The organism is Nocardia brasiliensis, from assembly GCF_011801125.1.
Classification (GTDB): domain Bacteria; phylum Actinomycetota; class Actinomycetes; order Mycobacteriales; family Mycobacteriaceae; genus Nocardia; species Nocardia brasiliensis_C.
Genome location: NZ_CP046171.1, coordinates 1,637,376 through 1,656,499, shown reverse-complemented (window position 1 = coordinate 1,656,499; position 19,124 = coordinate 1,637,376). Strand labels below are relative to the sequence as shown.

The window sequence follows — 19,124 nt, the reverse complement described above, 5'->3', positions numbered from 1 at the left end:
CGCTTCGATTCCGGGGGCGGATAGCGCGTTGATCGGAATACCGGTGGCGAATCCGATTGTCGCGAGGCCTTGGGTGCCAACATCATTGCCCTCCGACTGATGTCGTCTATCGCGTGGTCCGCGTCGGCGGGACCGATGTCGTCGGTTCCACCACCGCGGCGGAGAAATGGTTTGAGCACGCCAGCGACACCCGCTCCACCGCGGCGTTGAACTCGGTCACCGACTGCTGCAGCCGAGCGCCCGCTTCCTCGTCCGGTGGCTGCGCGCCGCCGAGCTTGCCGTTCAGGTCGTCGAGGGTGTCGCGCAGGACGCCGCCCGCGTCGGCGGCCGCCTGGAACTGGGTGCGAATCAGCGAGCCCTGCGACATCGTCGTCGCCGCGCCGGCCAATCCGCCGCTGATCTGCGCCGCGGAGCCACGCGCGCTGTCCAGGCGGGAACGCACCTCGGACAGGTCGTTGCGCTCTGCCGCGGGACCGAGCGCGGTGAGGTTGTCGGTGAGCTGCCGCATGGCCGGTTGCAGCCCGCTGGTCGTGCTGGCCCCGCCTGAGCAGTCCGCGCTGTCGGGACCTGCCGTCGGCGCTGCCGCGCCGGCGCCGCCTGGCGGGCCGCACGCCGCGACCAGCCCGACGGCGCCCGCCAGCAGTGCCGCACCACCTAGCCTGATCAACCGGGGCGCGACACGACGCCGCTCAGAGCACATGCCCGAGCACCGTCAGTGCCGCGTTCTGGACCATGGGCACGAACATGAGGTTCGCCGCGACGGCGGCGCTGACACCGGTGGTCAGCAGTTTGTGCCGATTCCACCAGCCGATCGGGCCGCGGCGCTCGGCCCGATTGTGCTCGAACGCCTCCCGCGCCTCGGCGACGTCGTGCTGCTCGTAGCCGAAACTGACCGCTGCCGAACGCAACTCCGCGATATCGGTGAACGACGGCGCGGACCCGTTGGCCGGAAACTGACCCGAGGTGATGTTCATCGTTCGGCGGGTTCAGCACGCTCGGGTCCGACGACCTCACGCCACGACCGGACCAACTCGTCGTACACCCCCTGGGTGAACTCGCCACGCCCGACCAGATCACCGAGCACCGCGGCGCTCACCGCCTGCGACACCACCGTCACGGCACCGATCGAACCCAGCGACTGCAGAATGCCGGCCAGGTCCCCGGTCCCGGCGCCGGGCGAGAGCGCCTGACCCGCGACCGCGGTGGCGATCTGCACGTTGCGGGATCGACCGAATTCCTTGGCCGCCTGGGTCGCGATCTGCAATGGCTGCGGTGTGCCCGACTGTCCGAGACCCGACAGCAGCGCCGACAACCCGCCGCCACCGTTCAGCGCGGCGCCCTGCAGGTTCTTCAGCTGCGCCTCGGCACTCTTGCCCGCGACCGCGTTCAGCCGCTCTCGTTCCTCCGCGCTCAGCTGGCCCGCCCGCTCAACGATCGCCACGACCTCGCGCCACTGCGGGCCGTACAGGTACTCCAGGTGCAGCGTTGCCGCATCACTCATGACGATCCTCTTCTTCCGATAACTGCCAGATTGCCAACCGACATATTTCAAGGCACTCGACGTTTTGGTCAATGCCAACCACTTCCGTTCGGCGACATCAAGGCAGGTGAAACGGGCTGGGCCGCCTTTCCGGTCCGGAAATTTCTTACCCAGAATTAACACGCCAACCCCTTGACGGACGTCATCCATTGCATGGTTGCTACCGATTTGCTAGCTTGGCTCACATTCGCCGGGGTCGATCACGGCCCGAGGCTTCTGGCCCAGATCCGTTGGGGAGAAATCACTGATGCGCAAGACCCGGAAGGGCTACCTGCCGCGCGCCGATCAATGGAATCGGATCGGCCTGGCCGGTCGCCTGTTCACCGCGGCGGTACTGATCCTGCTCACCGCCGCGATCACCGTCGGCCTGACCAACCAGGTTCGAGATCGCGATCGGGCAGCCGCGGCGGCCGCCGCGGCCGTCGCAGGCCCGGCCACGCTGACCGAGGACGGCATGATCCGCGTCGGCGACCCGGCGGCGCCGGTCGTTGTCACCGTCACCGAAGATCCCCAGTGCGCACTGTGCCGTTCTTTCGTCACAGTGACCGGCCCGGCGCTCGACGCGCTGATCGCGCAGCGGCGCGTTGCCGTGGACTACGACCTCGTCGCCATCCGAGATCGCGACTCGACCACCGGCTACTCCAGCCGGGCCGTGAACGCGAGCGCCTGCGTGGCCGAGGCCGATATCAGCCGGTGGCCGCAGTGGCAGCGCGAACTGTACGACGAGGTTCCGGCACCGGGCACCCCCGGCCGCACCGACGACGAGCTGATCGAACTCGCGTCCCGCGCGGGCATCGACCCGACACCACAGTTCCGCGAGTGCGTCACGACGCGTCGCTTCGGCGCTTACACCGCGCATCGGACTGAGCGCGCCGTCGCGGCCGGGCTCACCCACGCACCGACCGTGCGCGTCGGCGCCACCACGGTGACCAACCTGACGCCGGAAGGCCTCGACGCGGCCGTCCGCACGGCCACCTCCGAATAGCCCATCACACCTAGAGATCGGAACGCAGATGATCGGTACCTCACGCAAAGCCATCGCCGCGCTCGTGCTCGGCGTGCTCGCGAGCTTCCCGCTCGGCAGCACCGCCCACGCCCAGCCCGGGCCCGCGGTCATCGGCGGGGGCTCCGGAATCGTCATCGACGACGCGGCGCAATGCACCGTGACCACGGTGGGGCACGACCGGCAGGGGCGGCTGGTCGGACTGACCGCCGGACACTGCGGCGAGCCGGGCGCGACGATATCCGCTGAGGCCGCACCGGGAGCAGGCCCGATCGGGCGCATCGCGTTCCGCAACACCGATCTCGACTACGCGCTCATCGAGTTCGATCCCGCGACGATCGTCCCGGTGTCCAGGATCGGCAACCTCACCATCACCGGTATCGGCGCGCCACCGGACTTCCCCGCGGTGACCTGCAAGGAGGGCCGCACCACCGGCACCACCTGCGGCATCGTCTGGGGTGACCTGGCGGGCAGCGGTACCGAGACCTGGACCCAGATGTGTGTCATCGAGGGCGATTCGGGCGCTCCGGTCGTCGCGGGAACCACCCTCGTCGGCATGGTGAACGCCTATCTCGGCGTGGGCTGCCTCGGCCCTGAGCTCGGCACGAACATGACGGCCATTGTCGGCGACCTCGACGCGCGCGGCGGTGCGGGCGCGGGTTTCCAACCGATCTGAGGCCGGTTTCGCCGCGAACGTCCGGCTAGTGCACCTTTTCGGCCAGCTATCCCCTACCCGACCGGCGAATAGTCGAAATACGCTGGTACGCATGGGGATCAGTGATCGTATCGGCCACCCGGAGCGCGGTATCGGTGCGCGCGTCGGCGGCGCGGGAACCGGCGCGCCGGGGTCTGAGACAGGCGGGACCATGCGACCCGATCCACTGTCGAACACCAGCGAACCGCTCAATCTCTATCGGCTCGCGCAGTTTCTAGAGGTGGCCGAGCAGCTCAGTTTCACCCGAGCCGCCCGGCGCCTGCACATCACCCAGCAGGCACTGAGCACCTCGGTGCGCCGGCTCGAAAAAGAACTCGGTGTCACGCTTTTCGAACGAACGACCCGCCGGGTGGCACTCACCGAAGCCGGCCGCACCCTGCGCGACGGTTCCCGCACGCTACTGCTCGCCTCGCGCGAGGTGACGGTGCGGACACAGCGCGCGGGTGCGCTCCAACCATTGTGATCGGTGCGCACCCGCGATGCGGTCAGGAAGCGATGAGTTCGCTCTCCAGGTCGCGCGGCGGCCCACCCCAGTGCACCGCGGCGGCGCTGCGCGTGCGACTCGGCGGCTCACCGTTCCACCGGACGTAAGCGCGCCGAAACTCCCTGGCGTCACTGAATCCGGTCTCGACCGCGATCTGCGCGATCGTCATCCCGGTCTCGCGCACCAGGAACAGCGCGCGTCGCCTGCGCACCCGGTCACGGATTTCGCTGAACTTCTCCCCCGCCGCCTGCAGATGCCTGCGCAGCGTGCGCTCGGTGACGAACAGCTGCTCGGCGACCTCGGCCATGGTCATCGACCTGCGCAGGTTCTCGCCCAGGATCGATTCGACCGAGGCCACACTGTCCGGCCTGGCGTCGCGGCCCGCCCGCATCCGCTCGCAGGCCTCGCGCGCGAGCGTCAGGTTGGCTTCGCTGTAGGTCGGCAACGGCCAGTCGAGGATCTTGCTGCAGAAGACCATCTCGGTTTCCGCACAGCCGAATTCGACGGGACAGCGGAAGTAGCGGCGATACTCCGCGGCGTGCTCGGGCGCGGGGAAGCTCAGTCGCAGCGCGATCGGGTCTATCTCCGCGTTGACCAGCGAGCGGGCGAACGCCAGCATCGCGGCCATCGCCTCCTCGGCCAGGAACCGGCTCAGCTCCTGATCTGGCAGCCGCTCGAAGACCCGCAGCACCGCGTGGTCGCCGCGGCGGACGAACTCGGGGTCGACCAGGCTGCCCGCCAGCCGATGCAGTTCCAGACCGAGCGTGACCGCGTCGCCGACCGTTCTCGACGACCGCATGGCGAAGCCGACGAGCCCGTAGCCGACCACCGCGTTGCGGGTCCCGACGGCGAGCCCGGTCGGCCCGGCGGGCATCGCCCGCAGTGCGCGCCGCAGGATCATGGTCGCCTGTCGATAGGACACCCTGGCGTCCGGTGCGTCGAGCTGGGCAGGCGAGATTCCGGTTCCGGTGAACCACGGCCCGGCATCGACGCCGCGGTCGGCCGCGACGGCCAGCAGTCGCACCAAGATAGCTGGTGGAATGCTGGCGGTCGTGAACTCGGGATCGAGACTATCCATTCAGATTGCTCCTCACGTGTCTTCCGAACGGATCAATCATTTCCTGAAGCTGATTCACAACCAATCTCGTCAGCACATGATCCGGAATCTATGCAGGCAGATGCGGTGAACGGATATTCCGGCACGGAGATATTTAACTCAAACGTAACAGGATTACCTCTTGACGGATGCAAAAACATCTACGCCGCAATGACAGGCAGCTCTCAAACATGACAACCGTCACTTTTTGTTGCTGGCGATTCGCTGACCCGCGCGGCACTGCTACCTTCAATCTGTCACTGTGCACAAGAAACCCTTGTGCTGTTCGTCGAATCTCCAGGAGTCAGCCCGGTGGTAGTAGGTGCCCGTGAGCGCTTCGCCGAACGGCTGACCGCGCTGTACGAACTCGCGGGTTCACCCGTGGTGAAGTCGCTGCTGCGACGCGCGAACGCGCGCGGTGTGCCCGGTGCGGTCAACGTGACCGGACAGCGATTCAGTGATTGGCGCCGCGGCAAGACGGTGCCCGCCAGTTTCGACGCCGTGCTGCCCGTTCTCGCGGTGCTCATCGGTGACGCCAAGGCGCAGCCGCTACCGGAGACCGTCGACCACAGCCTGCTCGACCTGCCGCGCTGGCGGGTCTACTGGCGGCAGGCAAAGAACGACCCCGGGCTCTCCGGCCTGCGGGTACGCGATCCAGGTCATCCTCCGTACCGCGGGCTCTCGCCCTATCGCGCCGAGGATCACGATCTGTACTTCGGCCGCGACAGCGCCCGCGAGAGCGTCGTCCAGGCGATCGCGGCCGTCGAAGCCGACCCGAACGTTGCCCGGCTCGTGCTCGTCGTCGGCGTCTCGGGCGTGGGCAAGTCCTCCCTGCTGGCCGCGGGCCTGCAAGCCCACGCCGGGCACCGAACCCCGATACTCATCTGTCCCGGCGCCCACCCCGGTAAGACACTGCGGGCCGGTATCGACGACGCACCCGCCGACGCCGAGTTGCTGCTGCTCATCGATCAGGGCGAGGAACTGTTCACCCTCTGTTCCGACACCGCCGAGCGCCGGGTCTTCGTCGACGAGCTTGCCGAACTCACCGCGCCGGACGCCGCCCGCAAAGTCACCGCGGTGCTGGCGATTCGGTCCGATTTCTTCAACGACCTGATCCAGTATCCGGTGCTGGCCGGCGCGATGCGGGACGCCTCGGTGATCATCGGCGCGATGACCGAGCCCGAGCTGCGCGAGGCCATCGTCGGCCCGGCCCGCGCCTGCGGGTTGAACGTCGAGCCCGCGCTCGTCGATATCGTGCTGCGCGACCTGGACGCCGCGGCCTCCGACGACGGCCGGGCGGCGCTGCTGCCGCTGCTCTCCCACGTGTTGCACGCCACGTGGGCCCGCCGCCGCGGCCGCACGCTCACCCTGGAGGCATACCGGGCGGCCGGTGGGATGGCGGGCTCGGTCTCGACCACGGCTGAACAGGCCTGGCACGCGCTCACCCCACGACAGCAGAGCTTCGCACGCTCGATCCTTATGACGCTCACGGTGATCGGACCGCGTTCGGTCACCCGCAACCACATCGCCTACACCGCGCTCGTCGACGAGTCGACCGATCCCGAACTGGCCGCCGACGTGGTCGCCCGGCTCGTCGACGCACGCCTGATCGTCGTCGACAGCGACACGGTCCAGTTGCTGCACGACGCCGTACCCCGCGTGTGGCCGCGCATGGCCGAATGGGTCGCGGAGGAAAAGGAATTCGGGCCTGCCCGGCATCGAATCGAGGAGGACGCCAGGGCCTGGTCGGCGGCAGGCCGGCCGAAAAGCCTGCTGTACGAAGCCAAACGACTCGAGACCGTCGATGTGGTGACCGGCAACGGTGGCTCGGTCAATCGCATCGCCAAGGAGTTCGTCGCGGAGTCGGTGCGCCATCAGCTCCGCGTGTCCGCACGGCGGCGGGTGCTGCGCTCGGCGGCTGCGCTGCTCGGTGTGGTCGCACTGTTCGCGGGCGCCTTGGCGACCCAGCAACATCGAGCGATCGAGCGGGAGCGGATCGCCGCCCAGGTCGACGCGCTGATCCACAACGCCAGGCGGACCGTCGACTTCGATCCGCAGCTGTCCGAGCGAATGGCGTTGCAGGCCTACCGGATGCGGCCCGACGACGCGGAGACCAGGGCGCACCTGGTGTCCACCCAGGTCTATCCGGTGATCAACGCCTCCGACGCACGGCACGCGGGCCGGATCCTCGGGCTGTCCTATTACGCGCCGGGCAACCTGTTGGCCAGCACAGGTGAGGACGGACTGATCCGGCTGTGGGAGCTGGCGGGTAGTGCGCGCGCCGTCGCCATCGGCGACAGCCTGCGCGGCCATCAGCGCTCGGTCACCTCGGCCGCGTTCGCACCCGACGGGCGGATACTGGCCAGCGCGGGCTATGACCGCAGGGCCCAGCTGTGGGATGTTCGGGACCCGAAACAGCCGCGCGCCCTTGGCGCAGTGGAACTCTCGGCCCCGGTGCGAGCTCTGGCCTACGCACCGGACGGCCGTTCGATCGTGGCCGCCACCGATGACGGGCAGCTGACCTCGGTGGATGTCGCCGATCCCGCGGCACCGCGGGTGCGCCACCAGGTGCGCGCGCACGAGGACACGATCAACGCCCTGGCGATCAGCGCCGACGGCGCCACGCTGGTGAGTGCGAGCGACGATCGCACCGTCCGGATCTGGGATCCCGCCGAATTCACCCCGATCGGCGCACCGCTGCGCACCGACACCGCAGTCCGGTCGGTGGCGCTCGGTCCGAACGATCGTCTGATGGCCGGCACCGCGAGCGGCGCACTGCACATGTGGACACTCACCGACCGGGCCGCGCCGCAGCAGTTCGGCACGCCCCAGGCAGTGCACAGCGGTCCGATCAACGCCCTCGCCTTCGGGCCGCAAGGGCAGATGATCTCGGGTAGCGGGGACGGCAAGGTTTGTCTCTGGCAGCAAACGGTTTCCGGGTTCCAGCCCTTCGGCAGGCCCTTCGGCGGCAACCGCGGGCCGGTATCGCGTCTCGCGGTGACCAGCGACGCGCGCGTACTCACCGCGGGCAATGACGGCAGGGTACGCGTATGGACCCGTCCGTCCGCCGACATCCCGGTCTCCTCGACCGCGCCGTTCACCTCCGTGGAGGTCGATGACGCGGGAAGCCGAATGGTCACCGGTAGTGACGACGGCCGTTTCCAGGTGTGGCGGGTCAGCGCGGATAGTGTCACGCCCGCGTCGGACACACGGGCGACGGTGCAGCCGTATCACGGTGTGGTCGTGCAGGTTCGCCCCGACGGCACCGTGCTCGCGGCCGCCGACGACGGCGGCGGCAGCGTGGAGCTGTGGGATCTGCGCGACCCCGACCGGCCGGTACCGCTCGGCCCGCCGCTGCCCACCCGCACCAGGTATTTCACGGCCACCGCGTTCAGTGCGGACAACCGGCTGCTCGTCACCGGCGACGACGACGCGTCGATCCGGTTGTGGGACGTCACCGACCCGGCCGCGCCGCACGCGCTCGGCGGTGCGTCGATCGACTCCGCCCGCGCCTTCCGAGTCCTGGCACTGTCACCGGACTCGTCGCTGGTCGCGGTCGGCTCCCGCGACAGCGTGATCTATCTGTGGGACATCAGCGACCGACGCAACCCGGTATTGCGCGCCCGGCTCACCGGGCACGGGGGGCCGTTATCGGCCCTCGCGTTCGCGGCCGACGGACGGCATCTGTTCAGCAGCGCCGAGGACGAAACCATCCGCACCTGGGATCTCGCGACGCTCGACTCGAACGGTCGAGTCGAGACGACCTCCGTGCGCACCGCCACGGTTGTCGGCCTCTCGCTCGACCGGACCGGCCGCAGGCTGGTGTCCTCCGGCGTGGATCAGTCGGTGCGGATCTGGGACGTCGACGATCCGACGCAACCGCGACCGCTGGGCCGGTCGATCTCCCTCGACCTCGGCGCGCGCTGGTTCGTCCGGTTCGACCGCACCGGCGACGACCGGGTCTTCGGCATCTCGAACGTGGCCTCCGAACGCTGGACCACCGACCCGGCCAAGGTGGCCGACACACTGTGCGAGGCCGCCAGATCCGGTTTCGACAGCGAACCAACCTATGACGTACCGGAATTCGACCCCACCATGGAGCTGTGCCCGGGCCAGGACTCGCGCCGGAAGTGACGGCGCCGACTACAGCGCGTTGGCCGCGGCCAGTACCTCGAACGCGACGCTCGCCGCGTCGGACAGCGCGGTGATCTCGGCCGCGGCGGCGTCGTGCAGTGCCGGATCCTGCAGCGCGAGACCGTTGCCGAATACGACCACATTGGCGCCGAGGTCGGCCAGCACCAGCAACGGCCGGGTCGCCACACCTCGGCCGACCAGCAGGTCCAGCCCCGCACCGACGAAGTAGAACCGCCACAGCGGACCCAGGTCCGCTCCGTACACCTGGTTGGTACGGTCGATGATGACCGCGCCCGCGTCGGCGATGGCGGCGACGATCTTGAAGTAGTCGCGTGCGTTGCCCCACGTACTACCCACCGCGGCAACGGAATACGCCAGATCGACCGCCAGATGCGCGGAGTATCCCTCCATCGCCGCGCGCGCACCGGAAACCTCGCACTGACGCGCCAGCGCGAAGTAACGCGCCCAGTGCGGTGCGACGACGCCGCCGGTGAATTCGGCGTGCAGGTTGTCCAGATAGCGGGTCAACAGGTCGAGGCTGATCCGATGCGCGTACTCGCGGTCCTCGAACGCCGCCGGGTCGCGCTGCAACGGCATGACGACGACCTGCTCCACCCCGTCCAGGCCGACACCGAACAGTCCACGCCGGTCCCGGTGCGCCACCAGGATGGCGGTGATCTCGCGCAGTCCCGCGGTCGCCGACTCCAGCCGGGTCAGCGAGTCACCGGTCAGCCGCGACGTATCCGACAGCCGCGCAACAGTATCCAGCTCGGCGGCCGACAGCGCGGTCCCGCACACCGCCGGTGCGACCGCGGGCGCGGGCGACACCGGTGTGGCCGACACCGGCGCGGCCGCGGGCAGGAGCAGCGCGGCGAGGGTCAAACCGGCGAGCGCCGCCCGCACGGACCGCCACGCCAACACGGTGCGCACCACTACCCGGCCCGTCAGCGGGCGGAGCTGCCGAAGGCAGACGGCAGCACCGACAGGAGCTGCCCGATGCTCTGGACCAGCGCACCGAACATCCGAGCCGGATCATTCCAATACTCGAGGCTGCTGGCGACGGGCACAAGGAGGCTGGACATGGTTATGGATTCCTTTCCTGGACTGCTACCACCATGCGGGAAAGATGCAGGAAAACGCCATGATCAACAACTAGATGGTTCATATCCGGCGCGGTTCGCCGCGCCGTGCAGGACCACGACCGATGTCTTCGGCACCGACCACCCACACGCTGGACCTTGTCCCCGGGGAAGGATGGGGCGGGGGTCGCGGCCGCTACCCGGCCGGCTCGCGGGAATACGGAGGTCACGCTGGTCAATCCGCGGGCGGAGTTCGAATACGACTACCTGATCTACGCCGGGACAACGCCCTGATCCAGTCCTCGAACCTGGCCGACCGACCGCGGCCCCGGTGGTCATCGGCCGTGTCGCCGCCACAGTGAAGGAGCAGATCTGCCGGGCCACACTGGGTTTCGGGCACGTCGGACCGCTGCGCTACAGCTGGTCCTGGCCGATCGGCCGCTAGCGGACTCGGCGCTGTTCCCGATCCACCAGTTACAAATCGCATTCGGTACTAAACAATACCGATTGCAAAACACTAACAGTTAGCCCTATATTCGGATCATGAAAGCAGTGCGCTTCGCCGAGTACGGCGGCCCGGAAGTTCTGGACCTGACCGAAATAGCCGAACCACACCCGGGTCCGGGCCAGGTCCGCATCGCCGTGCGAGCGGCAGGGGTGAATCCGCACGATTGGCGGACCCGCGCGGGTCAGTTCCGGCGCATCCGGCCGATCGACCTGCCCTCGGGCGTCGGGCAGGATGCCGCGGGCGTGGTGGACGAGGTCGGCGACGGCGTGACCGACGTCGAGATCGGCACGCAGGTACTCGGCCGTGGCACGAATACCTACGCCGAGTTCGCGGTGCTGTCGTCGTGGGCGCGCATCCCGGACGGCGTCGGCTTCGCCGAGGCGGCCGGATATCCGTCCGTGGTCGAGACCGCGCTGCGCACCCTGCGCATGGTCGATGTCCGTGCCGGGCAGACGCTACTGGTCAGCGGCGCGGCGGGCGGCGTCGGTTCCGCGGTGCTGCAGATCGCCCGCGAGCGCGGCATCACCGTGATCGGCACCGCCGGGGCGGCGAATCTGGACTACGTGCGCGGCCTGGGCGCCCTTGCCACCACCTACGGCGACGGCTGGGTCGAACGGGTACGCCGACTCGGCCGCGTCGACGCCGCGCTCGACCTGAACGGCACGGGCGTGCTGCGCGGGCTCCTGGACCTGACCGGTAGCCCGGACAAGGTGGTCACCATAGCCGACCTGGAGGCGCCGATGCTCGGCATCCGGTTCGCCGGCGTCGGCGGCAGCATGCCGGATGCGCTGGCGGTTGCCGTCGATCTGATCGCACGCAAGAAGCTGTATATCCCGGTAGCCCAGTCATATTCGCTCGCGGACGCCGCGGCGGCACACGCGGACAGCCAGTCCGGACACACCCGCGGACGCCGGGTGCTTCTCGTCTGACCCCAGGACAACTGGGGGTCACTGGGGACGCACCGAACGCAGGCTCCCTCGTCCGATGAAAATGCTTGCAGCACAGAGCATTTCCGCATCTATATCACGGCCGTCGCGACTCCCCCGCCCGGCACTTCTTGTTCGCTCCCCAGGCGCCGACCTATCGTTTTCTTGCGTTCAAATTTGAAATACATTCACCGACAAAGTCTTCGCTCATCAGCCGATGCGCCCGCACCCCCGGCCCGGGTCGGCGAAGCGCGCCATGATCGAGGCCGTCGGCGACGCCGGAGGACCGCCGCACCCGTCGGCCCCTCCGTTCCCGCGAGGAGATGACAGATCATGACCACTCGACCCGACTCGAACGACGACGCCGAGATCCCCCAGGCGATCACCCGCAAACGCCTACTGCAACTGGGCCTGCTCGCGGTACCCGCCGCGGCGGCCGTAACCGCCGCGACCACGGCGACCAGCGGTAACGCCGCCCCGAATGTCCAGGCCGTCCCGGACGACCTGGCGCCGACCCCCGCCTGCCACGACGGGGATGCCGCCACCATCGCGCAGACCGAAGGCCCCTACTTCAAACCGAATTCGCCGAGGCGCAGCGACCTGGTGCTCCCCGGCGCACCGGGCACTCGCTTGACGGTCAGCGGTTACGTGTTCACCCGTTCCTGCCGTCCGGTGGCCCAGACCCTGCTGGACTTCTGGCAGGCCGACAACGCGGGCGCCTACGACAATTCTGGATTCAACTGGCGCGGACACCAATTCACCGACGCGAACGGCCATTTCAGCCTGTCGACCATCGTGCCCGGCCTCTACCCCGGCCGCACCCGCCACATCCACGTGAAGGTACAGGCGCCCAACCAGCGCATCTTGACCACCCAGCTCTACTTCCCCGGTGAGCCGCGCAACAACACCGACTCCATCTTCGACCGGCGCCTGCTGATGACGGTGCGCACGGTGCCGACGGGCAAGGAGGGCACCTTCGACTTCATCTTGAACTTCCGCTGAGTGTCCAGACAGTTGCGGCCGCCGACTCCCGGCTCATCCCGCACAGAGTGCGTGATCGGTCAGCGTGTTGGCGGCCTGCAACTGCGCGAAACCCGCACTGCGCGTGATGTCTTCGTCACCGGCGGCCAGGAGGCCGGTGAGGGAGACGACGACACTGCGGGCACCCATCTCGGTGACGCCGGCATTGGTGAGATAGCCTGTCTGGCCGCCGTTGTGCATCCAGTAGACACCACCGCAGGACAGCGGAACCGAGAACAGACCGAGTCCGTAACGCACGCCAGGCCACGCTTCGGCTATGACGCCCCCGACCGGCACCGTGGTGCGCATCTGCGCGAGCTGCTCAGGTCGTAACAGTTTGCCGCCCAACAGGCTTCGATAGAAGGTACCGACATCCGCAGTGGTCGACAGGTAACCGCCGGAGGCGTCGGCGTCCACCAGTTCGGTGACCTCCACCATCGGGCCGTCCACCTCGAATTGCTGGTAGCCCTTGGCATGTGGGTCGGGCAGCGTCGGCTCGTCGCCCGGCCACCGAGTGGCACGCAGCCCGAGGGGTTCGAGAATCCGCGCGCCGACCTCCGCATGCCAAGGGCGGTGCGCCACCTGTTCGATGATCAGACCCAGCACGACGTAGCCGGTGTTGGAGTACGACCAGCCATCGCCCGGGGCGAAATCGGGTGCGTGCCGCAGGGCGGCGGCCACCGCCTGCTGCGGAGTGCGCGCCTGATAGCGGAGGCGTTGATAGTCCTCGGCGGTGCGCATGTCCAGCGGGGCATCGTGCAGGCCGCTGGTGTGCTGGAGCAGATGCCGGATGGTGATCCGGTTCCCGTCGTAACCGTTGCCGTACAACATATCCGGCAGCCATCGCTGCACCGGGTCGTCGAGCCCGAGACGTCCTTCGCCGACCAGCATCAGCACCACGGTCGCGACCATCGTCTTCGTCAGGCTCCCGATCCGGAAATATCCCTCCGGCGAAACCGGTTCCGTGACATCGATATCCGCGCGACCACCCACCGCGAACCGATCGGTGCTTGCCTCGGTGTCGACCACCCTGGCCTGCACGCCGGTGGTGCCCACGGCGACGATCGCATCGACATCCTGTTGCAGCACAGTACTTTCCGCGCTACCTCCACACCCACCGACCACCAGAGCCAGTGCCAGCACCGCCACCATCGTTGACCGCATCGCGTCCCCTCTCGAATCCGCGACAATCTATCCGCGCGGTCCACAAGACGAGATCCCTCTCCGGTATCGAATCCCGGCCCCCAGCTCACCCCGTGGTACCTGCCACCTGCGACGCCAGCCGTGATCGACAACTGTCGCGCGGCCCCGGTCTCGGCCCGGCTCACCGCGCTGATCGAGGCAAGAACTGCGGGCCGTCCGTCCCCATCACTGCCTGCGCCGCGAGTCGAGCAGGCGGCTGGTCACCCACGAGCACATCTCGATTCCGTTCGATCCGGCGAATCTTCAGGTCTGGCTCCCGAGGGACAAGGACCAGCTCGCCTGATCGTCGTGCGGCCGGTCCGCGGCGGCCAGTGCGAGGGTGGTGTCGGCCAAACGGTCGAGCACCTCGGACTGGTGACTGATCACGAGGAGGGACAGGCCATCTCGGCGCAGTTCGTCGAGCAGCTCCAGCACGGTTGCGCGCGCGCCCGCGTCCAGCGCCGAGGTGATCTCGTCGCAGATCAGGATTCTGGGGTGGGCGGCGAGGGCGCGCGCGATGGCGACCCGTTGCTGTTGCCCGCCGGAGAGTTCGCCGGGACGACGTGCGGCCAGCTTCGGTTCGAGCCGAACGGATTCCAGCAGTCGGGTCGTCTCGCGCTCGGCGGCATCGGCCGACAGCCCGCGCAGCAGCCGCAGCGGCCTGCCGATCTGGAACCCGATACGGTAGTTCGGATTCAGCGACGTCGCCGGATTCTGATAGATCAACTGGATCGCGCGACGCTGCTCGGCGGTGCGCCGATCCACGTCGGGCGCCAGGGGCATGCCGTCGAGTTCGAGAAGTCCGCGCACCGGCGGATGCAGACCCGCAAGCACCCGGGCCACCGTGGTCTTCCCCGCGCCCGAACGGCCGGTCAGGGCAAGACATTCGCCAGGGTGCAGCGTGAAAGACAGGTCGGTGGCGGCGGCGCGGAAGCGTCGCCGCCGACCGTGTCCGGTCGTCAGCCGCTCGACCCGCAGCACCGCCGGCACCGCACCGCTCACTCTCGTCGCCCTGGAACTCGTTGCGGAAGAGAGCATTTCGTCTTGCAGCGGCGCGAACGAACGCACTCGACCCTGATCGAATTCGAGCACGTCGTCGATCAGCTCGGCCAGGGTCGAGATCTCATGGGTGATCACGAGCAGGGTGGTCGTGCCGTCCTGCTTGATCCGGCGCAGCGTCGCCACCAGTTCGTCGCGGGTGCGCACGTCGAGCCCGGTGGTCGGCTCGTCCAGCACGAGCAGTGCGGGCTCGCCGAGCAGCGCCATCGCCAGCAGCACCCGTTGCTGCTGGCCGCCCGAGAGCTGGTGCGGGAACCGGCGACGGAAGCCGCGGTCCTCCGGTAATCCGACCCGGCGTAGCGCCCGCCCGACACTGTCGCCGCCGTCCTCATGCAGCCGCGCGATCTCACCGATCGCGGTGCCGATCCGCATCGAGGGATTGAGCCCGGCCGCCGGATCCTGCGGTACGTAGCCGACCGTACGCCGATCCCCCGGTACCGCACCGACTTCGATCGTTCCCTCGGCGCACAGACCGGCGGGCAGCGCCCCGAGCACCGCGCGGACGAACGTCGTCTTGCCCGCGCCGGACGGGCCGACGACCGCGACGCCGCGACCGGCCCGCAGGTGAACCGAGACATCGTGCAGCACTCGAGCACCCGCCCGATCCACGACCGTGAGCCGCTGCACCAGCACGCCGGAAGCACCGGTCCGCGCAGGCGACACCGACTTGCCCCGCACCGCCCGGTGCGCGCCCAGCACGCGATCGACCACCAGGTTGATCGACACCACGAGCACCATGATCAGCAACGCGGGTGCGAGCACCGCCAACGGCTGGCGGCCGAAGCCCGGCCGGTTCTCGGTGATCATCAGCGCCCAGTCCGGCGCGGGCGGACGCAGTCCGAGCCCGAGGAAGCCGCTCACCGCGACCATCGAGATGGTCGCCGACAGGCGCACGCCCGCGTCGGCCAGGAGCACCGCACGCAGATTCGGCAGCACCTCGACCAGCGCGAGCCGCCACAGCGGTTCGCCTCTGGCCCGCGCCGACTCGACATAGCCGGTGCCCGCGAGTTCGAGCACGGCGGTGCGCACGATGCGGATGATCCACGGTACCGACGCCAGAGTGGTCGCGGCGACGATCGCGGCGGGCCCCGCGCCGATCGCCGTCGCGATCACCGCGAGCAGCAGGAACCACGGCACGACGACGATCGCGTCGACCGGCCGCATGATCCACCGGTCGGCACCGCGGCGCAGCCCCGCGAGCAAGCCGAGCCCGAGGCCCATGACGTAGGCGACGAACAGGGCCAGCCCCGCGATCGCGACCAGCGACAGTCCCCCGTGCAGCACGCGCGCGAGCACGTCCCGGCCGACCACATCGGTGCCGAGCAGATGACGCGCGCTCGGCGGTTGGAACGGGCGCCCGTGCGCGGTGGTCGGCGCGTACGGTGCGAAGAACGGTCCGGCCAGGGCCACAAGCAGCACGAGCAGGGCGGCCACCGTCCACGGGGTCCGCAGCCGCCGCCTCATCGGTCCGCCACGATCTGTTGCCGCGCAAGCGGACTCACCAGCAAAGCGAGCAGATCGGCGAGCAGGTAGACCCCGATGCCGAAGGCCGCGAGCAGAACGGCCGTCGATTGGACGAACGGAAAGTCACGAGCGGAGATGGCGCGCAACAGTTCCTGGGACAGGCCCGGATAGCCGAACAGCGTCTCGACCACCGCCACGCCACCGATCAATCCGACCACCGACCCGGCCAGCGGATGGATCGACGCCGACACCGCGTTGGGCGCGACGTGGCGCAGGAACAGCCGCGCGCCGCCGACGCCGTTGAGCCGCGCGGTCAGAATGTACTCACCCGCCATCACCTCGGCGGTCTGCGCGCGCACCATCCGCACCGGGTGCGGTGACAAGCCGATCAGCAGACAGGTCACCGGCAGCACGAGGATCTCCGGCCGGTCCCACACGCTGGTTCCGGTCGGCAGGAGCGAGACCGCGGGCAGCAGACGCAATGTCAACGAGACGGTCGCGACCAGCAGCACACCGGAGACGAACGAGGGCACCGACTCCGCGGTGAGCGCGGCGACGCTGATCACCCGGTCGGTCCGCGAACCGGCCCGCGCGCCCGCCGCAAGGCCGAGCCCGATGGACAGCGGCACCAGCAGCGCCGCGGTGATCAGCGCCAGCGTCGCGCTGTTGGCGAACCTGCCGAACAGCACGTCGCGCACCGGACGTCCGGAGATCAGCGAATCGCCGAACTCGCCGCGCGCGAAATCGCCCGCCCATTCCGCGAATCGAAGGGGCGCGGGCCGGTCCAGGCCCAATTGCGCACGCAGCGCGGCCACTTGGGCAGGCGCCGGATCGCCGCCGCCCTCCCTGGACAGGATGACGGTGGCGGCATCGGAATCCAGCGTCTCGAACAACCCGAACACCAGCAGAGCCACGCCGAGCAGTACGGCGATGCCCGCGCAGACCCGGAGTGCGACATAGCGGACCACGATGGTCAGCGAGCCAGCCAGGTGGTGGCGTAGTTCGCCCAATCGTCCGTGCCGGGTACACCATTGCGCACCCCGCCCACGAACGTCCGCGCCGCGTCGGGTCGTTTCGCGAAGCTGTGCAGGATGTAACCGCCCTCGTCCCACAGGGATTGCTGCAGTTCCAGGTAGAGCTGACGGCGGCGCCGCGGGTCCATCGCCGCGCGCGCCGCCGCGAACTTGGCGTCCCATTCCGGCCGCTGCCACCCGGTGCCGTTGCTCGGCGAGGTGCTGGTCATGGTCTGGCCGTAGAAATAGTCGAGACTGTAGTTCCACCAACCGATGTGGGTCAGCGGGAACTTGCCGCTGACCTGAGAGAAGTAGGTATCGGCCGGCACGGACTCGAGCCGGATCGTGATACCCGCCGCCTTGGCCTGCTCGGCGAAGAGGGTCGCGGATTCGAGCATGCCCGGCATGCCGTCGGCGGTTTGCAGTGCGACCGTGAGGTTTTCCTGGCCTGCCGCACGCAGCAGCTCGCGCGCCCGCTGCGGGTCGTAGGTGCGTTGCGGCAGCGAATCGGCATAGAACGGCGCGCCCTTGCCGTACACGTCGTTGCCGACCTCGCCGTAGCCGTAGTACACCGAGTCGACCATGGCCTGGCGGTCCACCGCCAACCGCATCGCCTGCCGCACTCGCACGTCGTCGAACGGTGGGAGATCCACGCGCATCTGGAACGCGCCCATCAACCCGGCGGGCGGCACGATCACCGAGACATCCGGATCGCCGGACAGATTGCTGGCCTGCAGGTACGAGATCTCGTGCACCACATCGGCCTGATCGGAAAGGAAGGCGTTCACCCTGGCCTCGGTCTCGGCGATCTGGATGATCTCCACCTCGTCCAGCAGCGCCGGACCGTCCCAGTGCCGCTCGTTGCGCCGCAACAGCGTTCGATCGCCCGGCGACCAGCGCTCCAGCACGAAGGGCCCGGTGCCCACCGGCAGGGTGTGCTCGTCGAAGGTGGTCGTGCCGTCCTTGACGATGTAGCAGTACCAACCGGCAAGCACCGAACCGAAGTCCGCGAGCGGCGTTTTCATCGCCACCACCACGCCGAGATCGCCGTCGGCGCGGGTCCGTGCCATGTCGACCATGGCGAGGTCACCGGAGGACTTCCGCGCCGGGTCCAGCATGCGCGCGAAGCTCCACAGCACGTCCCGCGCGGTGAGCGGGGTTCCGTCGCTGAAGAGCACACCGGGCCGCAGGACGATCCGCCACTCGCTGCCGTCGGCGTTGGGCTGCAACGACTCCGCCAAGCGATAGCGCAGGGTGAGGTCGTTGTTGTAGGCGACCAGCTTGTCCCACACGTTCTTCGAGACCGCGCCACCGGCCGAGCTGCCCGCCTGGTGCGGGTCGAGCACGTCCGCGGTCGCCGAGCGGCCCGCGATCGCGGTGCGCAACCGTCCGCCGGGCCGGGGTGGCCCGTCGGGTGCGTTGCCGGGGTTCGCGTCGGTGCCGCAGCCGGTCAGCGCCCACGCGCCGCCGAACGCGACCAGCGCGGTCGCGCCGGCCAATAACCGCCGCCGCCCGAATGCGGGCGCGGTCGATGTGGAGTTGTGCATCGCCATCCTCGTGGTGTTCGTCCCTTGCCGCGGCGCAGGTATCCTGGCTCCCGATTCGACGCGCACCGCCGGCCTTCCAACCTGGGCAGGTCGTGGCCATGAACTGGCGGTTTGCTCCTCGGTGACAGTTGCGGGACAGCCCCGGATTCGCACCGGTGTTCCCTACGCCGACGAGAACAGTACAAGGCCCCGAGCGCGGAACCGTCGCTTCACCTCGGGTTTCGTCGACACCCGGCGAGTTCGGCTTCCCTAATAATTTATTTAGGGTTACCGTGGACGCGCCGGAGCGTGTACCGGCAGCCACGATGGCCCCGCGCCGCTACACCCCGGCGCGGGGCCACCCGCAACGGGCTC

The 19,124-nt window shown here is 68.9% G+C and carries 16 protein-coding genes and 1 riboswitch; of the genes, 6 read left to right on the top strand and 10 right to left on the bottom strand.

What is annotated here, in order from left to right; genetic code table 11:
• Positions 1-106 precede the first annotated feature (106 nt).
• The 3 genes from F5X71_RS07465 to F5X71_RS07455 are packed head-to-tail and all read right to left on the bottom strand — an operon-like array spanning position 107 to position 1,501.
• A complete protein-coding gene (locus tag F5X71_RS07465; protein ID WP_167461276.1) occupies positions 107-700 on the bottom strand; it encodes a hypothetical protein in 594 nt (197 codons plus the stop codon).
• On the bottom strand, positions 690-974 hold the full coding sequence (locus F5X71_RS07460; protein WP_167461275.1) for a hypothetical protein: 285 nt from the start codon (positions 972-974) through the stop codon (positions 690-692). Before F5X71_RS07460 ends, F5X71_RS07465 begins: the two co-directional genes overlap by 11 nt.
• Positions 971-1,501, bottom strand: a complete 531-nt coding sequence (locus F5X71_RS07455) for a hypothetical protein (protein ID WP_167461274.1) — start codon at positions 1,499-1,501, stop codon at positions 971-973. Before F5X71_RS07455 ends, F5X71_RS07460 begins: the two co-directional genes overlap by 4 nt.
• 286 nt (positions 1,502-1,787) lie before the next feature.
• On the opposite strand from F5X71_RS07455, the gene F5X71_RS07450 reads away from it, so the two are divergent.
• The 3 genes from F5X71_RS07450 (at position 1,788) to F5X71_RS37410 (ending at position 3,721) form a co-directional block, all read left to right on the top strand.
• Positions 1,788-2,525, top strand: a complete 738-nt coding sequence (locus F5X71_RS07450; protein ID WP_167461273.1) for a DsbA family protein — start codon at positions 1,788-1,790, stop codon at positions 2,523-2,525.
• Between the two features lie 28 nt (positions 2,526-2,553).
• The gene (locus tag F5X71_RS07445) at positions 2,554-3,219 is read left to right on the top strand and encodes a S1 family peptidase (protein WP_167461272.1); all 666 of its coding nucleotides are present in this window, start codon (positions 2,554-2,556) and stop codon (positions 3,217-3,219) included.
• 91 nt (positions 3,220-3,310) lie between these two features.
• Positions 3,311-3,721, top strand: coding sequence for a LysR family transcriptional regulator (locus F5X71_RS37410; protein ID WP_275106774.1), 411 nt, complete (start codon positions 3,311-3,313; stop codon positions 3,719-3,721).
• 22 nt (positions 3,722-3,743) lie between these two features.
• Here the strand turns inward: F5X71_RS37410 and F5X71_RS07435 are convergent, their stop codons facing one another.
• Positions 3,744-4,820: an AraC family transcriptional regulator gene (locus tag F5X71_RS07435; RefSeq protein ID WP_167461271.1), complete on the bottom strand. Its 1,077-nt coding sequence runs from the start codon at positions 4,818-4,820 to the stop codon at positions 3,744-3,746.
• A 330-nt stretch (positions 4,821-5,150) separates the two neighbouring features.
• On the opposite strand from F5X71_RS07435, the gene F5X71_RS07430 reads away from it, so the two are divergent.
• Positions 5,151-8,972, top strand: a complete 3,822-nt coding sequence (locus tag F5X71_RS07430; protein ID WP_167461270.1) for a WD40 repeat domain-containing protein — start codon at positions 5,151-5,153, stop codon at positions 8,970-8,972.
• Positions 8,973-8,981: 9 nt separating this feature from the next.
• Here F5X71_RS07430 and F5X71_RS07425 read toward each other — a convergent pair whose 3' ends face one another.
• Both F5X71_RS07425 and F5X71_RS07420 read right to left on the bottom strand, forming a co-directional pair.
• Positions 8,982-9,893 carry a DUF5995 family protein gene (locus F5X71_RS07425; RefSeq protein ID WP_167461269.1) on the bottom strand — a complete coding sequence of 304 codons (912 nt, stop codon included), beginning with the start codon at positions 9,891-9,893 and terminating at the stop codon, positions 8,982-8,984.
• A 23-nt stretch (positions 9,894-9,916) separates the two neighbouring features.
• Complete coding sequence (locus tag F5X71_RS07420; RefSeq protein ID WP_167461268.1) at positions 9,917-10,054, bottom strand: hypothetical protein; 138 nt, start codon at positions 10,052-10,054, stop codon at positions 9,917-9,919.
• A gap of 540 nt (positions 10,055-10,594) precedes the next feature.
• Between F5X71_RS07420 and F5X71_RS07415 the strand changes: the two genes are divergently transcribed.
• Together F5X71_RS07415 and F5X71_RS07410 are read left to right on the top strand one after the other, a co-directional pair.
• Entirely contained in the window at positions 10,595-11,488 is an 894-nt protein-coding gene (locus F5X71_RS07415; protein WP_167461267.1) for an NADP-dependent oxidoreductase, read from the top strand.
• A 330-nt stretch (positions 11,489-11,818) separates the two neighbouring features.
• Positions 11,819-12,487 carry a dioxygenase gene (locus tag F5X71_RS07410; protein ID WP_167461266.1) on the top strand — a complete coding sequence of 223 codons (669 nt, stop codon included), beginning with the start codon at positions 11,819-11,821 and terminating at the stop codon, positions 12,485-12,487.
• A 33-nt stretch (positions 12,488-12,520) separates the two neighbouring features.
• On the opposite strand, the gene F5X71_RS07405 is transcribed toward F5X71_RS07410, so the two are convergent.
• The 4 genes from F5X71_RS07405 to F5X71_RS07390 form a co-directional block, all read right to left on the bottom strand.
• Positions 12,521-13,669 carry a serine hydrolase domain-containing protein gene (locus F5X71_RS07405; RefSeq protein ID WP_167461265.1) on the bottom strand — a complete coding sequence of 383 codons (1,149 nt, stop codon included), beginning with the start codon at positions 13,667-13,669 and terminating at the stop codon, positions 12,521-12,523.
• A gap of 282 nt (positions 13,670-13,951) precedes the next feature.
• Positions 13,952-16,210 carry an ATP-binding cassette domain-containing protein gene (locus tag F5X71_RS07400; RefSeq protein ID WP_167461264.1) on the bottom strand — a complete coding sequence of 753 codons (2,259 nt, stop codon included), beginning with the start codon at positions 16,208-16,210 and terminating at the stop codon, positions 13,952-13,954.
• Complete coding sequence (locus F5X71_RS07395) at positions 16,207-17,220, bottom strand: ABC transporter permease (protein WP_238815769.1); 1,014 nt, start codon at positions 17,218-17,220, stop codon at positions 16,207-16,209. The genes F5X71_RS07400 and F5X71_RS07395 overlap by 4 nt, the downstream gene beginning before the upstream one ends.
• A complete protein-coding gene (locus F5X71_RS07390) occupies positions 17,184-18,770 on the bottom strand; it encodes an ABC transporter substrate-binding protein (protein WP_167461263.1) in 1,587 nt (528 codons plus the stop codon). Before F5X71_RS07390 ends, F5X71_RS07395 begins: the two co-directional genes overlap by 37 nt.
• 16 nt (positions 18,771-18,786) lie before the next feature.
• A riboswitch (cobalamin riboswitch) is annotated at positions 18,787-18,972 on the bottom strand.
• Positions 18,973-19,124 lie beyond the last annotated feature (152 nt).